Here is a 15,608-nt window from a genome sequence, read left to right as displayed (position 1 = left end):
TAGCAGTCATTAATCTAAACAATCAATGTCCAATTCCTCCAAGAGTCTTTTTCCATGAATCACCGCCGCAATAGTTACAGTTTCACCCTGTATTCGATAAATAACTCGATAGCTATATGCAAACTGTTCCCTGATAGTTTGTTCACCAAATTCCGGTACAATGCGCCCTGCAAAAGGAAATTTGCTTAAGTTTCGAGTCGCGTCAAGTATTTTGTTAATTACTGCCGCAGCATAGGAAGTAGAATCACGCGCTATATATGCGGCGATCGCTTCTACATCTTCTAAAGCTTTGGGCGACCACACTACTTGATAAGCCATTTGCTCAAATGCCTTTCTGCTTCCTCTTGTGTTACTGTTCCTTTAGTGTCGGCTACTTCCAATCCCTGACGAACTTTCTCTAGTACATAAAGATGATATTGGACATCTTCAAGGGAACAATCATCTGGCAATTTGCTCAAGAGAGATTCGACTTTCTGTTTTGTGGTAATCATAACTTTGCTTTTAAGTCATCTATCTGTCATTTTCTAGAAGTTACCGCAGCAGGCGATCGGGCCAAAGTAAAGTAAGGTGGGCTATGCCCACCCTACTTTTTAGAAGTTGCTGTAGTTTGCGATCGCATTCTTCATCCTTTCCATCACTTCCGCTACCGGAATTTCTCCCAATTCTCCAGAAGCGCGAGTCCGAATATTCAGGCTATTAGATTCAACCTCCTTCGCTCCCACTACCGCCATTACGGGGATTTTGTCTTTTTCCGCATTGCGAATTAGTTTAGCCAATCGCTCATTACTAGCATCAGCTTCGGCGCGGATACCGAGAGATTTCATTTTTTCTGCAACCTCCTGTGCAAAAGGCAGAAACTCATTACTCACCGCCAATAATCGCGCTTGTATTGGCGCTAACCACAACGGAAAATCACCTGCATACTCCTCAATTAATATCCCAATTAGCCTTTCCAAAGAACCAAAAGGAGCGCGGTGAATCATCACCGGACGTTTGCGATTACCATCTTCTGCCACATATTCTAGATCGAACCGTTCCGGCAAATTATAATCTACCTGAACAGTACCCAATTGCCACTCTCTATCTAAGGCATCTTGAAAAATAAAATCCAATTTAGGGCCATAAAATGCCGCTTCTCCAATGCCTTCAAAATAGTTCATTCCCAGCTTTTCCACAGCACGGCGAATAGCACCTTGGGATTTTTCCCAAACTTCATCAGAACCGATATATTTATCGGAAGTTGGATCTCGGAAACTCAGTCGCGCCTTGAAGTTTTTCAGTTGCAAACTCTTGAATACCGACAGAATCAAATCCACAACATTGATGAATTCGGCATCCAGTTGTTCTGGCGTTACAAATAAGTGAGAATCATCTACTGTGAAACCGCGCACTCGCGTCAAACCACCCAATTCCCCAGATTGTTCGTAACGATAAACTGTGCCAAATTCAGCTAAGCGCATCGGCAATTCCCGATAGGAACGCAACTCGCTTTTATATATCTGAATGTGGAACGGACAATTCATCGGTTTGAGAACAAAACCTTGTTCGAGTGCGGCAGCTTCTTCGTCCTCCGCCATCAGCGGGAACATATCTTCTTTGTATTTTTGCCAGTGTCCTGAAGTTTTGAACAAATCGACTCTGGCGATATGCGGCGTCACAACTGGTAGATAACCGCGTTTGACTTGTTCCTGCTTGAGGAAATCTTCCAGAATACTTCGCAATACCGTACCTTTGGGAGTCCACAAAGGCAATCCCGGCCCAACTTCATCGGCAAAGATAAATAGTCCCAGTTCCTTACCCAGTTTGCGGTGATCTCGACGCAGCGCTTCTTCTTTGCGTCGCTGATATTCTTCCAGCTGTTCTGGAGTTTCCCACGCTGTACCGTAAATCCGCTGCAATTGCGCTTTGCTAGAATCACCGCGCCAGTAAGCACCAGCTAAGCTTTCCAGTTCAAATGCTTTGGGGTTCAAATCGGCGGTATTTTCAAGGTGGGGGCCAGCACAGAGATCCCACCATCGATCTCCCAAGTGGTAAAGGGTAATCGGTTCTTGTAAACCTTCTAGAATTTCGAGTTTGTAAGGCTCGTTAATCTCTTTAATCCGGCGTTCTGCTTCTTCGCGGCTGACTTCTTCGCGAATTACTGGCAGTTTGCGATTGATGATTTTGATCATCTCTTTTTTGATCGCCTTGAGATCTTTTTCTGTAAAAGGCTCTGGATGGTCAAAATCGTAGTAAAATCCATTTTCAATCCAAGGGCCGATCGTAACTTGCGCCTTGGGAAAAAGCTTCTGCACCGCCATCGCCATGACATGGGAAGTCGTATGACGAATCTTTTTTAAGGATTCCGATTCACTGGTGCGAGGGAGATGAATTTTAGCTGGTTGTTGTGGGGAATCTGGAGATTCTGACATAAGTGACGGCGACTTGACCATGTAACGACTATCTTTGACGGGCAACTACTTTACAAATGCCCCTCAGCCTCTATCTTAACCAGCAGAAGGGCAGGGGAGTGGGGGAGTGGGGGAGCGGGGGAGCGGGTGAGTGGGTGAGTGGGGCAGAGTAACCTTCCTTGTTCTTCCAATTCCCAATCACCTTTTCCCCAATCACCAATTTAAATTGTAACGAAATGTAAATTGATTTAAGGTTATTATTTAGATAAGTTAGTAATCTGTATTTAATTCATGCTTAACTCCAACCTGCCTGAGTCTGAGTTGCTCAAAAGCCTGTTGCAGCCGTTGTTGGATGACTTTCAATATTGGTTTGGGCGATCGCGCGACTTACTGGAAACAAAAGAAATTTCTTTCTTGAGTCAACAGGAGCAATCCGACCTCTTGAAGCGCGTGAAACACGCTCAGAGTGAGGTAAGCACAGTCGAGATGCTTTATAAAGCAACAGGGGGTCAAGCTGGCGTGGAAACGGCAACGCTAGTCCCGTGGCACCGCTTGGTGATGGAATGCTGGCAGGTGGGAATGCGGTTTCGCCTTGAGCAGTCTACCGAACAAAAACAGGACAAGGAGAGGCAAGACTAAAACATCTAGGATGTCTGCACTCGCAGAAGCCTTGTTAATTGTCGATTTTACCATAAAATCTTTCACGGCTCGCCCTATAGACTGTCTGACTTGGAGGAAAATCTCATGTTACACCTACTTTACATTTTAGCCTTTACTTTGCTTGCCTTTTTAGCCGTTGGCAATCTGATCCGCAGTTTGATAAGCATAAGTGCTGATTATAATTACAGCAGTTTGTCTTCAAGTTCTCAAGGAGCTTACCGTTCAGGTTCTCGCAGACCTAAGCAGGTGCCGCACCCAGAGTTTCTGGATGCGGCTGGCAACGTGATCGATGAACCTCTTCTGGTGATGCGATCGATCGGCGTTGAAGATGCCCGTCAACAATTAGAATCGCTTTATCAAAATCCCCCAGAAAGTTCGTCTTCTTGATCCTGCAATTCAAAGAAGTTTTTGTAGGGTGCGTTACACTGCGTTAACGCACCAAAACTATCGGGAAATTTTGTTGACACTGTTGGCCGGAAAAATCAGCTTTCATGTTAGCAATCAAATGCTAGAAAAAGTAGAACTTCATAACTTCAAAAGTCATCGAGATACGCAACTTATTTTAGATAGTTCTCGCCTACACGCACTTGTAGGACAGAACAGTTCTGGTAAAACATCAGTCTTGCAAGCATTGCATTATCTCAGTCGGCTTGCTAATTCATCATTCGCAAATATTTTTCAGTATGAAAGAGCGCCTCAATTTATTACCACAATTGGGCGAGACAATATGTCTGTTACTGCAAGTGGTTTTTGGGGATACAAAGATCGGAAGGATTGGAAAGCTTGCTATCACCTATATTCATGAAATTGAGCAACGATTGACTCCAATTATTTGATCTGAGTAGATGAGAAAATAGGAATAATTCCTATGAAACCGGATTTGATATCATATCATGTCCGGTTGCATCGGTAGCGTAAGCGTGATGCGAGAAATTGTCTGTTGTCATCGAGGGTTAAATTTTTACCACAGATGAAGACAGATGAACACAGATGAACACAGATAAGAGAGTGATTTTTTTTAGACAACCGATGCCACCGGATATGATATCAGTTCTTGGGGAGAGCTTCGCCCAACGGCAATGGTTAGGCCGATCGAGCGAAGCTAAGGCACAGTAGTTTACGCTTCAATTACAACGCGCAAATTCCCCCGCTTCTTGGCAACTCTGCAAGAAGTAGTATTTTCAGTACGATCGAACTCTAGATCCAGCAGAGTTCCCCCAACTCTCAGATTGTGCAGCGATAAAGAATCGATCGACTCTGGCAAAGCCGGATCGATAATTCGCAAGCAATTATTAGCGGCGTCTGGCACCAGATTAGTAACCATTTGCAGTAACTGAAAGATGCTGCCGGTCGCCCAAGCTTGGGGTGAGCAAGCAACAGGGTATCGCACGGGAGTATTATCGCCGCTACGCTCATAGCCGCAAAACAGTTCTGGCGGACGTTGATAGGGTTGATGCTGAGTCATGTCGATTAATCCCTGGAAAATTTCTAAGGCTTGATCGACCAAACCGAGACTGCGTAACCCCATCGCAGTTAGCGCATTGTCGTGAGGCCAAATAGAGCCGATGTGATAGCCCATTGGATTGTACGCTGGTGATAGACTGCTGAGAGTGCGAATACCCCAACCGTTGAACATATCGGGTGCCCGCAGTCGTTCTGCTACGCTATAAGCTTTTTCTGGGGTGAGAATACCAAGACTCAGACAGTGACCGGGATTGGAAGTAATGCTGTCAACGTGCTTACCTTCGCCATCCACAGCTAAAGCGCAGAAACCTTCATCTTCCATCCAAAAATCGCGATTGAAACGGTTTTTTAACTCTCTGGCTTCATCTTGCCAGCGATCGGCCAAATCAATCCGCTTCCTCATTCTGGCAAATTCAGACAGACGCACTTTCGCAGCATAAACATAAGCTTGCACTTCGCATAGAGCGATCGGGCCATTGGCCTGCTGACCTTTACGATTGACAATACAATCTCCAGAATCTTTCCACCCCTGGTTGACTAAACCGCGTTGGGATCGAGAGGCGTAGCTGAGGTAACCAGTTTCTTTACAGTTGCGATCGATCCAATCCATTGCCGCTAAAGCATTGGGCCACAAACGATCCAGGGTTTCCAGGTCGGCTGTCCAAGCATAGTACTCGGCGTAGAGCATTAACCACAGGGGTGTGGCGTCCACAGTGCCGTAATAAGGCGTGTGGGGCACCTCTTTGCAGCGAGCCATTTCCCCAAAGCGAATCTCGTGCAAGATTTTGCCGTATTGCTCATCCCGCCAATCATCATCTGTTTTACCTTGATATTCGGCTAGAATATTGAGGGTTTCGCGTGCGATCGTGGGATTGAGCATCAAAGTTTGAGACGCCGCAATAATTGAGTCCCGTCCAAACAACGTCGAAAACCAAGGCACCCCAGCAGAAAGCGTTGAGTTCTTACCAAACGACTGGCGCAGCAAGTAAACATCCTGTTCACCACGCTCTATAGTCCGGTTAAATAGGGCTCTATCGGAACGAATTCGCGTAATCTGTTGAGCCCAATTTTGCTCTTCCATGTACTCAGCTGCCTTAGCTTGCGACAGAGTAGCAGGGATATTGGGCCTGGATGTCGGTCGGTTATTGGTAAACATCACAAGCCGATAACCCAATCTTTGGGTTTCGTGAGGTTCCATCTGTAGCTGCCAAATCGCCGTGTAACCCTTGAAAAAGTTTGGCGCACGATGATCGAAGTGGATGCGAGATTCGACGATCGAGCCATCCAGACCCTGATAAGCTAGCGTCAGATCTAGAGTTTCTTCTTGGGCTAGTTTTCCGTCAAGGACCGATCGCAAGGCTTCCCCCCGTTTTTCCCTTCCAAAGCCCCGGACTTCAAATAAATCGACAAAATCAGCATCAAAGCTAATACTCAGTTCAAAGCTAACAGGGCTAGTACTGTAGTTAGTGATTTCTAATTCTGAAAACAGAGCGCCATTAAGCAGCAGTTCCCGGCGAATTCCCAGGGTGTCAGGTGTGAGACGATTTTCTATTTTGGGATTAGTACACAAAACCGAGAGCATAAACCCTTTATCGGCTGTGCTGTTGAGCAAGACAGGGGCTCGACCTTCTATCTGCAACTCCAGGCGACTCAGAAACCGGGTATCAGCACAGAACAGCCCCATACTGGCGTTCACGTCATCTCTTAAATTGCACGCGATGTTGCCCAGCGTATCGGTCACCAAAAACATATCGTCGTCTTTAATGGTGAGCGTCGGCTGAGGCTCATCATTCAAAACGCAAGGCCATTCTGGGATGGGCAGTTGATCTGCTCTTACAAAAGTTTTACCATCAAGCTCAAGAATATCTAGTGCCATTCCAACCAATTTTCGCTAAGCGTGTAAGGTTTTCGCAGGTTTATAAGGCTACTGGCGTTGCCGCTGTAACCAATACGGTCTAAGCAAAACAAACCCTTAAGGTCTATAATGTTAAACTTTGAACGCTCTTTAATCGACAAGTTCAACTGACACTGCTCTAAATCTATTCATAACGAAAAATTCAGAGGATTTGTGCCAATTAAAAATTTTTAATTTTTAATTTTTACATTAAGGGCTAGCCGTCAAAAATTAGACCAGATTGCAATAGTTCCCCTATCCCAATTTGCTGAGGATAAAGCGATCGCGTCCGGTAGCTTTGGCCTGGTAGAGCGCCTTATCAGCAGTATCGATTAACATTCTCGGCTCGTAGTTGGGAAGGGGAATGATACAGGCAATACCCAAACTAAGGGTAACGTACTGGCTAACTTCAGACTTGGGATGGTCAATTTTCATGGCTGCTACGTTAGCGCGGATCTCCTGCGCTACATGAATTGCACCTGCTTCAGGGCTGTTGGGCAAAATCACCGCAAATTCTTCGCCGCCGTAACGAGCCACCAAATCGCCAGCACGTTTGGCAGCGACCTGAATAGCCGCAGCAACCTGCTGCAAACATATATCTCCAGCTAGATGACCGTAAGTATCGTTGAAACCTTTGAAAAAATCCACATCGCACAAAATCAACGACAGCGATCCTTGCTCTCGTCCCATCCGCCGCCATTCGCGATCGAGGGTTTCATCAAACCCTCGACGGTTCGCCACTTGAGTAAGGCCATCTAAGCAGGCAATCCGTCGTAACTCTTGATTTGCCGCTTCTAACTGTTTGTATAGTTGAGCTTGTTCGATTAAACGACGCACCCGCTGGCGCAGCACAGCCCAGTGAATCGGCTTAGTGATGTAGTCCGTAGCACCCACCTCAAAAGCTCTATCCACAGACTCGGCATCCTCTAAGCCGGTCACAATCAATACTGGTGTGGGACGCTCGCGGATCTCCCAAGGTGAATCTTGTTGGCCTGACCCTTTGCTGTATGATAGATTTTTTTCAGAATTGTCATTGTTCAATGATTGCAATTGGGCACAGCAAGTAAAACCATCCACGATCGGCATCATGGCATCTAGCAACACCAGATCTGGTTTGATGCGCTGGTAAGCATTTATTCCTTCCTGACCGTTAGTAGCTTCTACCACTCGGTATCCTTCTTTTTCCAGCGCTCGCCGCAGCAGAATTCGCATCATTTTTTCGTCATCGACGATCAGGATCAGCGGTGGTTCTGGTTGGCAGCCTCCGTTGTTCATTAAAACCTCCTAAGAGACTCGCGGGGGAGTGGGGGAGTGGGGGAGTGGGGGAGCGGGGGAGTGGGGGAGTGGGGGAGCGGGGGAGAAGAGTTTCTTTCATTTATAACGGGTTGCGATCGCCGCCTGTGAACCGCTCCAAAGGGCACCCCTTCCATGCCACGCATGAGAGGGGAAGAATTTGGGTCAATTATGGTGGTTTGTTGGCGTAGCCTGCGCGTAGCCCATTGCCACCACGATTGACGAACTATTGGCATTTGAATGCCAAACTCAAACTTCCTCCGATTCTAAGGGTGCTTTAGACTCAATTTTTAAGCCAGAAAGCCCCGACAGTTTTTCAGAAGGCGGCGCTTCTTCAACCAGGGGTACGATCAGCGTTAATCCCCCTGGAACGCACTCTACCTCAATAGGAGTATTGCCGATCAGTTCACCATCAAGAACAACTTTCTGTGGTGGCTGGGCGCTTATTTTGACTTTTCTTGTCCGCAGATAACCGATATCGTCTCGCTCAGAGGCATTACCGGCAAGAGCGCTTTGGAGTAGGTGATAGGAGGCAGCGATCGCACCTGCTAGATTGATTGGTGCCACTACTGTCACATCCAACAGACCATCATCCACAACTAGACCGGCTGGCCCTTGAGCCAAAATCGATGTGGGCGGTGCTATGTTGGCTACTGTCACGGCAGCTGCCGTAACTGTGATAATTTTGGATTCGGTTTCAATCTCTGCTTCAAATCTTTCAAACTCTCTGAGCTGTTGTACTCCAGCTAAGATGTAGGCTAGCATTCCAAAGCGATTTTTAGCTTCTCGATCGGCTTTCTCAACCGTTTCGGCCTCAAACCCAACTCCAGCCAGTAAAACCATTGGTTTGCCGTTGCAGTAGGCCGCGTCGATCGTCTGGGTGACACCCCCCAAGATTGTTTCGCAGGCTCCTTGGATAGTGTTTGGAATACCCAAAGCCGCAGCAAAAGCATTGGCAGTGCCTCGCGAAATTACTCCCAAAGGAATGTTTGTTCCCACTAAGGCAGCAGCGGCGGCTGAGATGGTGCCGTCACCACCGGAGACAATCACGGTTTCGACACCCCGTGCTAGAGCTTCTCCAGCCAAAATACCTGCATCAACTTCCGGTGTAGTCAACAAAATTTCCAAGTCAATATCTGGCTCTAAAATTTTCCTGATTTGAGCCAAATCTTGCTCTGGGTCATTTTGACCGGCAACCGGATTAAAGATCAGAACAGCAGAACGGGTCATATCAAACCGTTTAACCACTTTGTTTATCGTTTGTCGCTTTTTCTCTCTATTAGTGTAAGAAAAAAAACAACTGAGGGACTCTGGCAATATAATATAGCTACGGACTAGGGACTAGGGGCTAGGGTAAGAAAGGTTTATTAAGCTGCTACGCATCTAATTTGACAGTCAGTTTTTCCGATCTTCTTGTGGGATGGGCATCCTGCCCGTCTTTGTATTCGATTTAGATGCGTAGCAGCTTATCAAGGGTTTGGTGGAATTAAGAATGCCTTAACCGACGAGAGCGGTTCCGATATAATCTATCGAATCTTTACTAGCGGTTGGGCTTATATCCGATCCGAAAAGTAGATTTAAAAGATTTTTTACCGCAGATGAACACAGATGCGGAAAGCATTATGGTAATGCAAAAACCCTTTTTTAGGATTTTTCGGTATCAATCTTCTTGGCGAGCGGCTAGCTAATTACTAATATTTATTATAGATTTAAATACCAAGAACCCAAAATGCCAGACTCCATAATGTTCAAGCAGGATGCTTTTGTCGTCCTAGAACCAAACCAACCAGAGCAATTCCTCACGCATAAAGAGTTGTTAGAAAAACTCAAGGGGATTTTGGCTCACCAACAGGATAATTTACCACCGGATTTGCAGAAATTTACATCCCTAGAGTCCCAAGCCCAATATTTGCTAGATACTTTTTGTGAATTGGATGTAGGCCCAGGGAAGTATCTCCAGTGGTATGCGGTGCGCTTGGAAAAGTAAAAAGGCCAGGGGCTAGAAAAGTCAAAAGTCAAAAGTCAAAAGTCAAAAAGGGGAGTGGGAGAGTGGGAGAGTGGGGGAGCAATGACTAATGACTAATGACTTTTGACTTTTCTAGCCCCTAGCCCCTAGCTCTGTCGCAATTAGGGCCAAGTCAATGCGATCGCTTTCGGGCTGGGTCAACTCAACTCGCACGCCTGGGCCAAAAAATTTTTCCATTTTCTCCTGCTTCTGTTGCCAAACTTCAAGGGGTATCTGCGGAGATTCAAATTCCAGCACCAAAGTGTAAGCACCTTCGACTTGTGTTTCTCGTATACCCTCGATCGTAGGCCGTACTTCGTCTCTTGGGCTCAAACCTAGCTGAGATAGGGGTCTATCGAACTGCGTATCTTGACCGTAGCTATGGCGAGTCAAGTCTTTGCGAAGCTTGTTTTGTGTTATGGTAGCTTGCTGGTTTCGCAGTTCCAGCACATCTGGAGGCGTTGGTTGAGAAAATGGTATAGGCTTGAGTTCGTTCGCCTTGAGAGCCAGTCCTCCTAGCAAAAGAGGAAAGCCGTAAAAAAAACCTACCAGATTCAGCGTGGCATTATCAGCAAAATAAGCGGCGAATCCGACTACGGTTAAAATGCTACCGACAGTTAAGCCCAATGTTGCCAGCGAAGTTTGACGTAACATATTGATTAGATAGTTGAATTCAGCAATCCTTATTATTTTCTATGGATACGTGACAGGATGAAGTTTGGGTTTGGGTATGCGCTTCCGGGAGTGCGTGCCTCTGTAGGCTTATAGCCCTAGCGTGCAGGATTCGCTAAGGCATAGCCCGCTGTAGGCATAGCCTTCCCGTAGGGTACGGTAGATCGGACTCGCCACCTTCTATCGAATCGTGGGGGTTTGGGGGAGGATGTCAATCTTAAGTGTGGGCTTAAACATGACTGCGGACGGAAACCAGAATGGCACTCAAGAGCGTAACCTACTAGAGCAGATTAACTCGCTCAAGCGGGAGGATGAAACGCTGTATAACATCCTAGCTGTAGATGTTTGGGCTCTAGCTAAGACTATGGATGAGTTTCAACCAGGGTTTTGGGCTGCCTTTATGAAAAATCGGGAGAAGGCGCTCAAGCGATTTATTGCTGAATCGGTTAAGAATAAGCATACAGATAGCGATCGGCCCCCTTTTCTGCGGTAGGGGCGGATTTTAGCAACAACTATAAAATTCCAAAAGATGCGATCTCGAATGTCAATTAAACTTGAGGTGTGAGTAAGCGAAACCAAAAAATAAAAATGATGGAGCCAGAGACAATTAAAGAACGAATTTCCTTGATTGAAAGCAAACGCGAGGCTTTGTTACGGCTGTTAGAGCAACCAGACCTGGGCACTCTGAGAATTGATGTCAACCAGGCATTGGAGGAAATGGACGATCTGATCGAGGAGTTTAAAAGAACTTTTCCAGAAGCTCAAGCAAGTTAAGATCTTAGCTGTGCCTGGTTACTCTATCAAGCGTTAGCCGAATTCACTACTGCTGCCACTCCGGTGACCTAGTTCTTTGACTAGCTCGATCAGATCGTGAGTGGCTGTTTCTTTGCTGCAAAAGGCATCAACGCTTGCCTTCGGGTTCATGGCGGCAGCTTGTTCCTGTTCCACTGCTGAGTAAGCGATGATTTGCGCTTGGGGATATATATTTTTGATGCAGCTAGAAGCACTCCAACCGTCCATGACCGGCATCTGCAAATCAAGAATGACGACATCAGGGTGGTAGCGTTCAACCATTCTAATGGCCTCTTGACCGTTACAGGCCAAGCCAACCAGCTCGATATTCTTTTGACTAGAAAGGGCAAACTTCAGACTCAGCCGAGTGAGTTCGTGATCGTCAACCACTAGGACTTTTAGAGTAGAACTATCGCAACAGGACAACATTACGACCTCAGATGCTTAGGAACTGTTAAAGGTACTTTAGTTTAAGCTTGCTGAGTGTTGTTTTTCATCTATCATTTGAGCTAGTCAAGAAAATTGATTGGGCACTTATATCCCTTAAGTTTCTCTCCAATCTGTAATACAAAGACTTAATTCTTAAAAAACACTTAGTATAACAATACTGGAGTTAAAAATTAAGTCTTTTCAGTGAAATTTCGGTCTATTTCGGATTATCCGCGAGGGAGGGCTTGTTTCTGCGTATATTCACTGATATTGTGCAGCCTAGATTTTTTGAGAAAGGAATTGGCGATCGCTTAATGATGAAGAGGTAAAAGTTCTTCATCTATCTCTCTTCCCATCTTCCGATTTCCCCGTACCCGGCAAAAGAGTGACAAAAGCGTAAGTTTGAATTAGGCTATACCACCTGAGTTGAGCGCCATTTCCATCAAAATCGTTTGTGCATTTTGCTCTCTGCCGTTGTCAGGCGGACGCAGTTGGATATAATTGCCATCCGACTGTAATTCCCAAGCTTTGCGGTTATCTGCCAGCATAATTCCCAGGATTTCTTGTAAATCTTTGGCGAGATTTGTGTCTTCTACAGGTGCGATCGCTTCCACTCGTCGATCGAGGTTGCGAGTCATCCAATCGGCACTGCCAATGTAGACTTCCTCTTGACCTCCATTATGAAAATAATAAATCCGCGAATGTTCTAAAAATCGCCCCACAATGCTGATAACGCGAATATTTTCGCTCAAATCTGGGAGTCCTGGACGCAGACAGCACATTCCGCGCACAATCAGATCGATTTGGACGCCCGCTCGCGAAGCTTCGTATAGCGTAGCAATAATTTTGGGATCGACCAAGGCATTCATTTTGGCGACAATGCGACCGGAATAACCTTTTTGGCAATGTTCTGCTTCTCGCCGGATCAGGGAAGTCATGCGATCGCGCAGATTCACTGGTGCTACCAACAGCTTACGATAAGACCGTTGCCGAGAATAGCCAGTCAAATAATTAAACAGATCTGTAAGATCGGCCCCCAAATCTTCACGACAACTTAAAATGCCCAGATCCGTATAAACACGGGCTGTCTTAGGATTGTAGTTGCCAGTGCCAATATGGACATAGCGGCGAATGCGATCGTCCTCTCGACGTACTACGAGTACTACTTTGGTGTGAGTCTTTAGACCTACTAAACCGTAGACCACATGAACCCCAGCTTGTTCTAGTTTGCGTGCCCAAAGGATATTGTTTTCTTCATCAAAACGAGCTTTCAGTTCCACCAATACCGCCACCTGCTTACCATTTTCCGCCGCTGCAATCAAAGCATTAACGATCGGCGAATCTCCAGAAGTGCGGTAGAGAGTCATTTTAATCGCCAGCACATTTGCGTCATGTGCCGCCTGAGTAATGAAACGCTGTACCGTCCCCGCAAAAGAGTAATAGGGGTGGTGTAGCAGTAAATCCCCAGCGCGAATAACGCTGAAAAAATCTTCCCCTTCTTCTGTGTCCCGGTCGAAATGCGGCCCATCGGGTTCGACAATTCGTCGCAAGCGCGGAGGTACCACGGGACTCCACACAGGGTCTTTCAAATCCGGGGCTGGCAATTCCATAAAAGACATTAAATCGCTAAGTCCCAGCAAACCCTCTATTTCATAGACATCATTTTGATTTAAAGACAACTCCTGCATCAGCATCTTTAGCACTGGTTCGGAAGTAGTAGCTTGAATTTCCAGCCGCACCACCGATCGGCCCATCCGGCGTTTGCGAAGTTCCTGTTCTATAGCCAACAGGAGATCTTCTGCTTCATCCTCTTCCACCGCCAAATCAGCGTTGCGAGTAATTCGGAAAGGGTGACATTCCTGAATATTCATGCCTGGGAACAAAGATGCCAGGTTATGGGCAATTACTTGTTCTAAGGGAACTCCTGTCCAGATTGCCGATTTGTCCCGCAATTCATCTGGCAAGCGTAAAAACCGGGGCAACACTTTGGGAACTTTTACACGGGCAAAAAATTCCTCTCCCGTTTCGGGGTCTTGAATCACCACAGCCAGATTTAGACTCAGATTGGAAATGTAGGGAAAAGGATGACTGGGATCGACCGCCAGGGGAGTAAGGACTGGAAAAATTTGCTCTTCAAAATATTTTTGTAAGTAAGTCCGCTGTTCCTGGTTCAAGTCTATGTAGTCCAGAATATTGACTCCGTGCTTGACCAGCATCGGTCGCAATTGTTGCTCGAAATGCTGATGCTGTTCGGCGACTTGGGGGCGCAGTCGCTGGCTAATTCCATCCAGTTGTTCGCTTGGCATTCGACCATCTGGTGACAGACGACTTACCTTTGCTTCCACCTGTTGCTTCAGCGCCGCGACGCGAACCATGAAGAACTCATCTATATTTGAGCTAAAAATCGCCATGAACTTGAGGCGTTCCAGTAGAGGCGTGCGAGGATCGATCGCTTCACAGAGAACTCGGCGATTAAACTCTAACCAGCTCAATTCCCGACTGAAATAATATTCCGGGTCGTTGAGGTTGATGGCAGTGGTAGTCTTTTTGGTTTTAGCCATAATAATTTTGAGTAGGAAAGAGTTAATTGGTATTGACACTCCCATGAACATTTTTGTAGGGACAGGGGATCGTACATAAGTCGGTTATACAAAACAGTTAATTATGCCGTGTCCCTACTACAGCATATTTGACACGAAAAAACCCTACTCATTACCCACTACCCATCATCCCATCTGTACCGAATACTTCATCTTCGATGCCAATCCACCATTCCCCTAAATTGCTCAAATCTTGATGAATGTCTGCCAGCTCGTTAGTGTAGACTTCGGGTGAAAGGGTGGCGCGACGTTCTTGGAGTTTTTTGAGACGGAGTTGCACCAGCAGCCACGGCTTTGAGATGCTGTCTGTTGCTTCAACGTACTGAGCTAGTTCTTTGCTATCCATAAATTTATTGTCACAAAGTCTGAAAATATGAATAAAGACAGCCACAATTTTACTCTTGGCTGTCTTCGTGAGTGTTTAAGCTCAGGTAAGACTTGGGTAAAGCTTACCCAACACTTGGTTTAAGCGGCAGCCATGTTTTCGGCGGCGAAGTCCCAGTTAACCAGGCTATCGAGGTAGGTGGAGATGAAGTCTGGGCGCTTATTCTGATAATCCAGATAGTAGGCGTGTTCCCAAACATCCAAAGTTAGCAGGGCAGTTTGGCCGTGGGCTAGTGGGTTTTCGGCGTTGGGGGTTTTGGTGACCTTCAGCGTACCGTTGTCTAAGGCAAGCCAAGCCCAGCCGCTACCAAACTGGGTGGCGGCGGCGTTTTTGAATTCTTCCTTAAATTTGTCGAAGCTGCCGAAGTCAGCGTCGATTTTTGCAGCTAATGCGCCGCTGGGAGTCCCGCCACCGCCCGGTTTCATGGAACTCCAGAAGAAAGTGTGGTTCCAAACCTGCGCTGCGTTGTTGAATACACCGGCTTTGGATGAGTCTTTGAAGGTGGCTTTGATGATTTCTTCAAGGGACTTGTCGGCTAGTTCGGTGTTCTCGATCAGCTTGTTGAGGTTGGTCACGTAAGCAGCATGGTGCTTATCGTGATGGAACGAGAAGGTTTCAGCCGACATATACGGCTCTAGGGCGTTATCAGCGTAAGGTAATTCGGGAAGTGTAAATGCCATCGTGTTCGATCCTCTTTGAGATATTTTGGTTTTAGACCTAATGCAAGTGCTAGCTTCACCAAACTCGGTAAATGGTTTAAATCCCCGGATTCATCCGTGGGGTCATACTCAGCACTCCGCACTTAGCACTCAGCACTACTGAACTAGCGGGCTAGGGGGTTCCCGCTCACCAGTTCGAGTTACAAAACTGGTGAATCCCAAATTTATGATAGAACTTTATATCGAAAGTCGAACATCTTGCCATCTGAGGGTTCATCAACAGTTGTCACTTTACTAACATTTACTCACAATCCTTCACTTTTACTCCCTGGCCTTACCACACTCGCCCAAACCCATAGTAAAAT

Annotated in this window: 17 protein-coding genes; 6 read left to right on the top strand and 11 right to left on the bottom strand. The window is 46.4% G+C overall.

Annotation, left to right across the window (positions count from 1 at the left end; translation table 11 throughout):
* Nucleotides 1-9 precede the first annotated feature (9 nt).
* From LAY57_RS22215 to thrS, 3 genes are all read right to left on the bottom strand, one after another.
* On the bottom strand, nt 10-318 hold the full coding sequence (locus LAY57_RS22215) for a type II toxin-antitoxin system RelE/ParE family toxin (RefSeq protein ID WP_249069036.1): 309 nt from the start codon (nt 316-318) through the stop codon (nt 10-12).
* Complete coding sequence (locus LAY57_RS22210) at nt 303-491, bottom strand: hypothetical protein (RefSeq protein ID WP_249069035.1); 189 nt, start codon at nt 489-491, stop codon at nt 303-305. The genes LAY57_RS22215 and LAY57_RS22210 overlap by 16 nt, the downstream gene beginning before the upstream one ends.
* Nucleotides 492-590: 99 nt before the next feature.
* Nucleotides 591-2,411, bottom strand: coding sequence for a threonine--tRNA ligase (gene thrS, locus LAY57_RS22205; protein WP_249069034.1), 1,821 nt, complete (start codon nt 2,409-2,411; stop codon nt 591-593).
* A gap of 270 nt (nt 2,412-2,681) precedes the next feature.
* Between thrS and LAY57_RS22200 the strand changes: the two genes are divergently transcribed.
* From LAY57_RS22200 to LAY57_RS22190, 3 genes are all read left to right on the top strand, one after another.
* Nucleotides 2,682-3,029 carry a DUF2605 domain-containing protein gene (locus LAY57_RS22200; protein WP_249069033.1) on the top strand — a complete coding sequence of 116 codons (348 nt, stop codon included), beginning with the start codon at nt 2,682-2,684 and terminating at the stop codon, nt 3,027-3,029.
* 105 nt (nt 3,030-3,134) lie between these two features.
* Nucleotides 3,135-3,437 (top strand): DUF2973 domain-containing protein, encoded by a 303-nt coding sequence (locus LAY57_RS22195; protein WP_249069032.1) that lies wholly within the window; start codon nt 3,135-3,137, stop codon nt 3,435-3,437.
* A gap of 28 nt (nt 3,438-3,465) precedes the next feature.
* The gene (locus LAY57_RS22190) at nt 3,466-3,855 is read left to right on the top strand and encodes an AAA family ATPase (protein WP_249069031.1); all 390 of its coding nucleotides are present in this window, start codon (nt 3,466-3,468) and stop codon (nt 3,853-3,855) included.
* A gap of 312 nt (nt 3,856-4,167) precedes the next feature.
* On the opposite strand, the gene LAY57_RS22185 is transcribed toward LAY57_RS22190, so the two are convergent.
* From LAY57_RS22185 to LAY57_RS22175, 3 genes are all read right to left on the bottom strand, one after another.
* Entirely contained in the window at nt 4,168-6,390 is a 2,223-nt protein-coding gene (locus LAY57_RS22185; protein ID WP_249069030.1) for an amylo-alpha-1,6-glucosidase, read from the bottom strand.
* Nucleotides 6,391-6,663: 273 nt separating this feature from the next.
* Nucleotides 6,664-7,683: a response regulator gene (locus tag LAY57_RS22180; protein WP_249069029.1), complete on the bottom strand. Its 1,020-nt coding sequence runs from the start codon at nt 7,681-7,683 to the stop codon at nt 6,664-6,666.
* A gap of 267 nt (nt 7,684-7,950) precedes the next feature.
* Nucleotides 7,951-8,949, bottom strand: a complete 999-nt coding sequence (locus LAY57_RS22175; RefSeq protein WP_338022466.1) for a YegS/Rv2252/BmrU family lipid kinase — start codon at nt 8,947-8,949, stop codon at nt 7,951-7,953.
* A gap of 481 nt (nt 8,950-9,430) precedes the next feature.
* On the opposite strand from LAY57_RS22175, the gene LAY57_RS22170 reads away from it, so the two are divergent.
* Nucleotides 9,431-9,688, top strand: coding sequence for a CRR7 family NDH-1 assembly protein (locus LAY57_RS22170; protein ID WP_249069028.1), 258 nt, complete (start codon nt 9,431-9,433; stop codon nt 9,686-9,688).
* Nucleotides 9,689-9,799: 111 nt separating this feature from the next.
* On the opposite strand, the gene LAY57_RS22165 is transcribed toward LAY57_RS22170, so the two are convergent.
* The gene (locus LAY57_RS22165; RefSeq protein WP_249069027.1) at nt 9,800-10,360 is read right to left on the bottom strand and encodes a DUF2854 domain-containing protein; all 561 of its coding nucleotides are present in this window, start codon (nt 10,358-10,360) and stop codon (nt 9,800-9,802) included.
* 226 nt (nt 10,361-10,586) lie between these two features.
* Here LAY57_RS22165 and LAY57_RS22160 point away from each other — a divergent pair, with 226 nt between their 5' ends.
* Both LAY57_RS22160 and LAY57_RS22155 read left to right on the top strand, forming a co-directional pair.
* Nucleotides 10,587-10,871 carry a hypothetical protein gene (locus LAY57_RS22160; protein ID WP_338022465.1) on the top strand — a complete coding sequence of 95 codons (285 nt, stop codon included), beginning with the start codon at nt 10,587-10,589 and terminating at the stop codon, nt 10,869-10,871.
* Between the two features lie 98 nt (nt 10,872-10,969).
* Nucleotides 10,970-11,152 carry a hypothetical protein gene (locus LAY57_RS22155; RefSeq protein WP_249069068.1) on the top strand — a complete coding sequence of 61 codons (183 nt, stop codon included), beginning with the start codon at nt 10,970-10,972 and terminating at the stop codon, nt 11,150-11,152.
* Nucleotides 11,153-11,185: 33 nt separating this feature from the next.
* On the opposite strand, the gene LAY57_RS22150 is transcribed toward LAY57_RS22155, so the two are convergent.
* The 4 genes from LAY57_RS22150 to sodB all read right to left on the bottom strand — a co-directional run bounded on the left by LAY57_RS22150 (nt 11,186) and on the right by sodB (nt 15,264).
* Nucleotides 11,186-11,560, bottom strand: a complete 375-nt coding sequence (locus tag LAY57_RS22150; RefSeq protein WP_249069026.1) for a response regulator — start codon at nt 11,558-11,560, stop codon at nt 11,186-11,188.
* A gap of 446 nt (nt 11,561-12,006) precedes the next feature.
* Nucleotides 12,007-14,160 (bottom strand): polyphosphate kinase 1, encoded by a 2,154-nt coding sequence (ppk1, locus tag LAY57_RS22145; RefSeq protein WP_249069025.1) that lies wholly within the window; start codon nt 14,158-14,160, stop codon nt 12,007-12,009.
* 151 nt (nt 14,161-14,311) lie between these two features.
* Nucleotides 14,312-14,545 carry a hypothetical protein gene (locus LAY57_RS22140; RefSeq protein WP_249069024.1) on the bottom strand — a complete coding sequence of 78 codons (234 nt, stop codon included), beginning with the start codon at nt 14,543-14,545 and terminating at the stop codon, nt 14,312-14,314.
* A 119-nt stretch (nt 14,546-14,664) separates the two neighbouring features.
* Nucleotides 14,665-15,264 (bottom strand): superoxide dismutase [Fe], encoded by a 600-nt coding sequence (sodB, locus tag LAY57_RS22135; protein WP_249069023.1) that lies wholly within the window; start codon nt 15,262-15,264, stop codon nt 14,665-14,667.
* Between the last annotated feature and the right edge of the window lie 344 nt (nt 15,265-15,608).

This window comes from Argonema antarcticum A004/B2 (assembly GCF_023333585.1).
GTDB lineage: Bacteria > Cyanobacteriota > Cyanobacteriia > Cyanobacteriales > Aerosakkonemataceae > Argonema > Argonema antarcticum.
Note: the sequence above shows the minus strand (reverse complement) of the source record. Positions and strands in the feature narration are given on the sequence as shown.

Coding starts and splice junctions, on each gene's coding strand:
- LAY57_RS22215 (WP_249069036.1), bottom strand. CDS start 318: ATGGCTTATCAAGTAGTGTGGTCGCCCAAAGCTTTAGAAGATGTAGAA.
- LAY57_RS22210 (WP_249069035.1), bottom strand. CDS start 491: ATGATTACCACAAAACAGAAAGTCGAATCTCTCTTGAGCAAATTGCCA.
- thrS (WP_249069034.1), bottom strand. CDS start 2,411: ATGTCAGAATCTCCAGATTCCCCACAACAACCAGCTAAAATTCATCTC.
- LAY57_RS22200 (WP_249069033.1), top strand. CDS start 2,682: ATGCTTAACTCCAACCTGCCTGAGTCTGAGTTGCTCAAAAGCCTGTTG.
- LAY57_RS22195 (WP_249069032.1), top strand. CDS start 3,135: ATGTTACACCTACTTTACATTTTAGCCTTTACTTTGCTTGCCTTTTTA.
- LAY57_RS22185 (WP_249069030.1), bottom strand. CDS start 6,390: ATGGCACTAGATATTCTTGAGCTTGATGGTAAAACTTTTGTAAGAGCA.
- LAY57_RS22180 (WP_249069029.1), bottom strand. CDS start 7,683: ATGAACAACGGAGGCTGCCAACCAGAACCACCGCTGATCCTGATCGTC.
- LAY57_RS22170 (WP_249069028.1), top strand. CDS start 9,431: ATGCCAGACTCCATAATGTTCAAGCAGGATGCTTTTGTCGTCCTAGAA.
- LAY57_RS22165 (WP_249069027.1), bottom strand. CDS start 10,360: ATGTTACGTCAAACTTCGCTGGCAACATTGGGCTTAACTGTCGGTAGC.
- LAY57_RS22160 (WP_338022465.1), top strand. CDS start 10,587: ATGTCAATCTTAAGTGTGGGCTTAAACATGACTGCGGACGGAAACCAG.
- LAY57_RS22155 (WP_249069068.1), top strand. CDS start 10,970: ATGGAGCCAGAGACAATTAAAGAACGAATTTCCTTGATTGAAAGCAAA.
- ppk1 (WP_249069025.1), bottom strand. CDS start 14,160: ATGGCTAAAACCAAAAAGACTACCACTGCCATCAACCTCAACGACCCG.
- LAY57_RS22140 (WP_249069024.1), bottom strand. CDS start 14,545: ATGGATAGCAAAGAACTAGCTCAGTACGTTGAAGCAACAGACAGCATC.
- sodB (WP_249069023.1), bottom strand. CDS start 15,264: ATGGCATTTACACTTCCCGAATTACCTTACGCTGATAACGCCCTAGAG.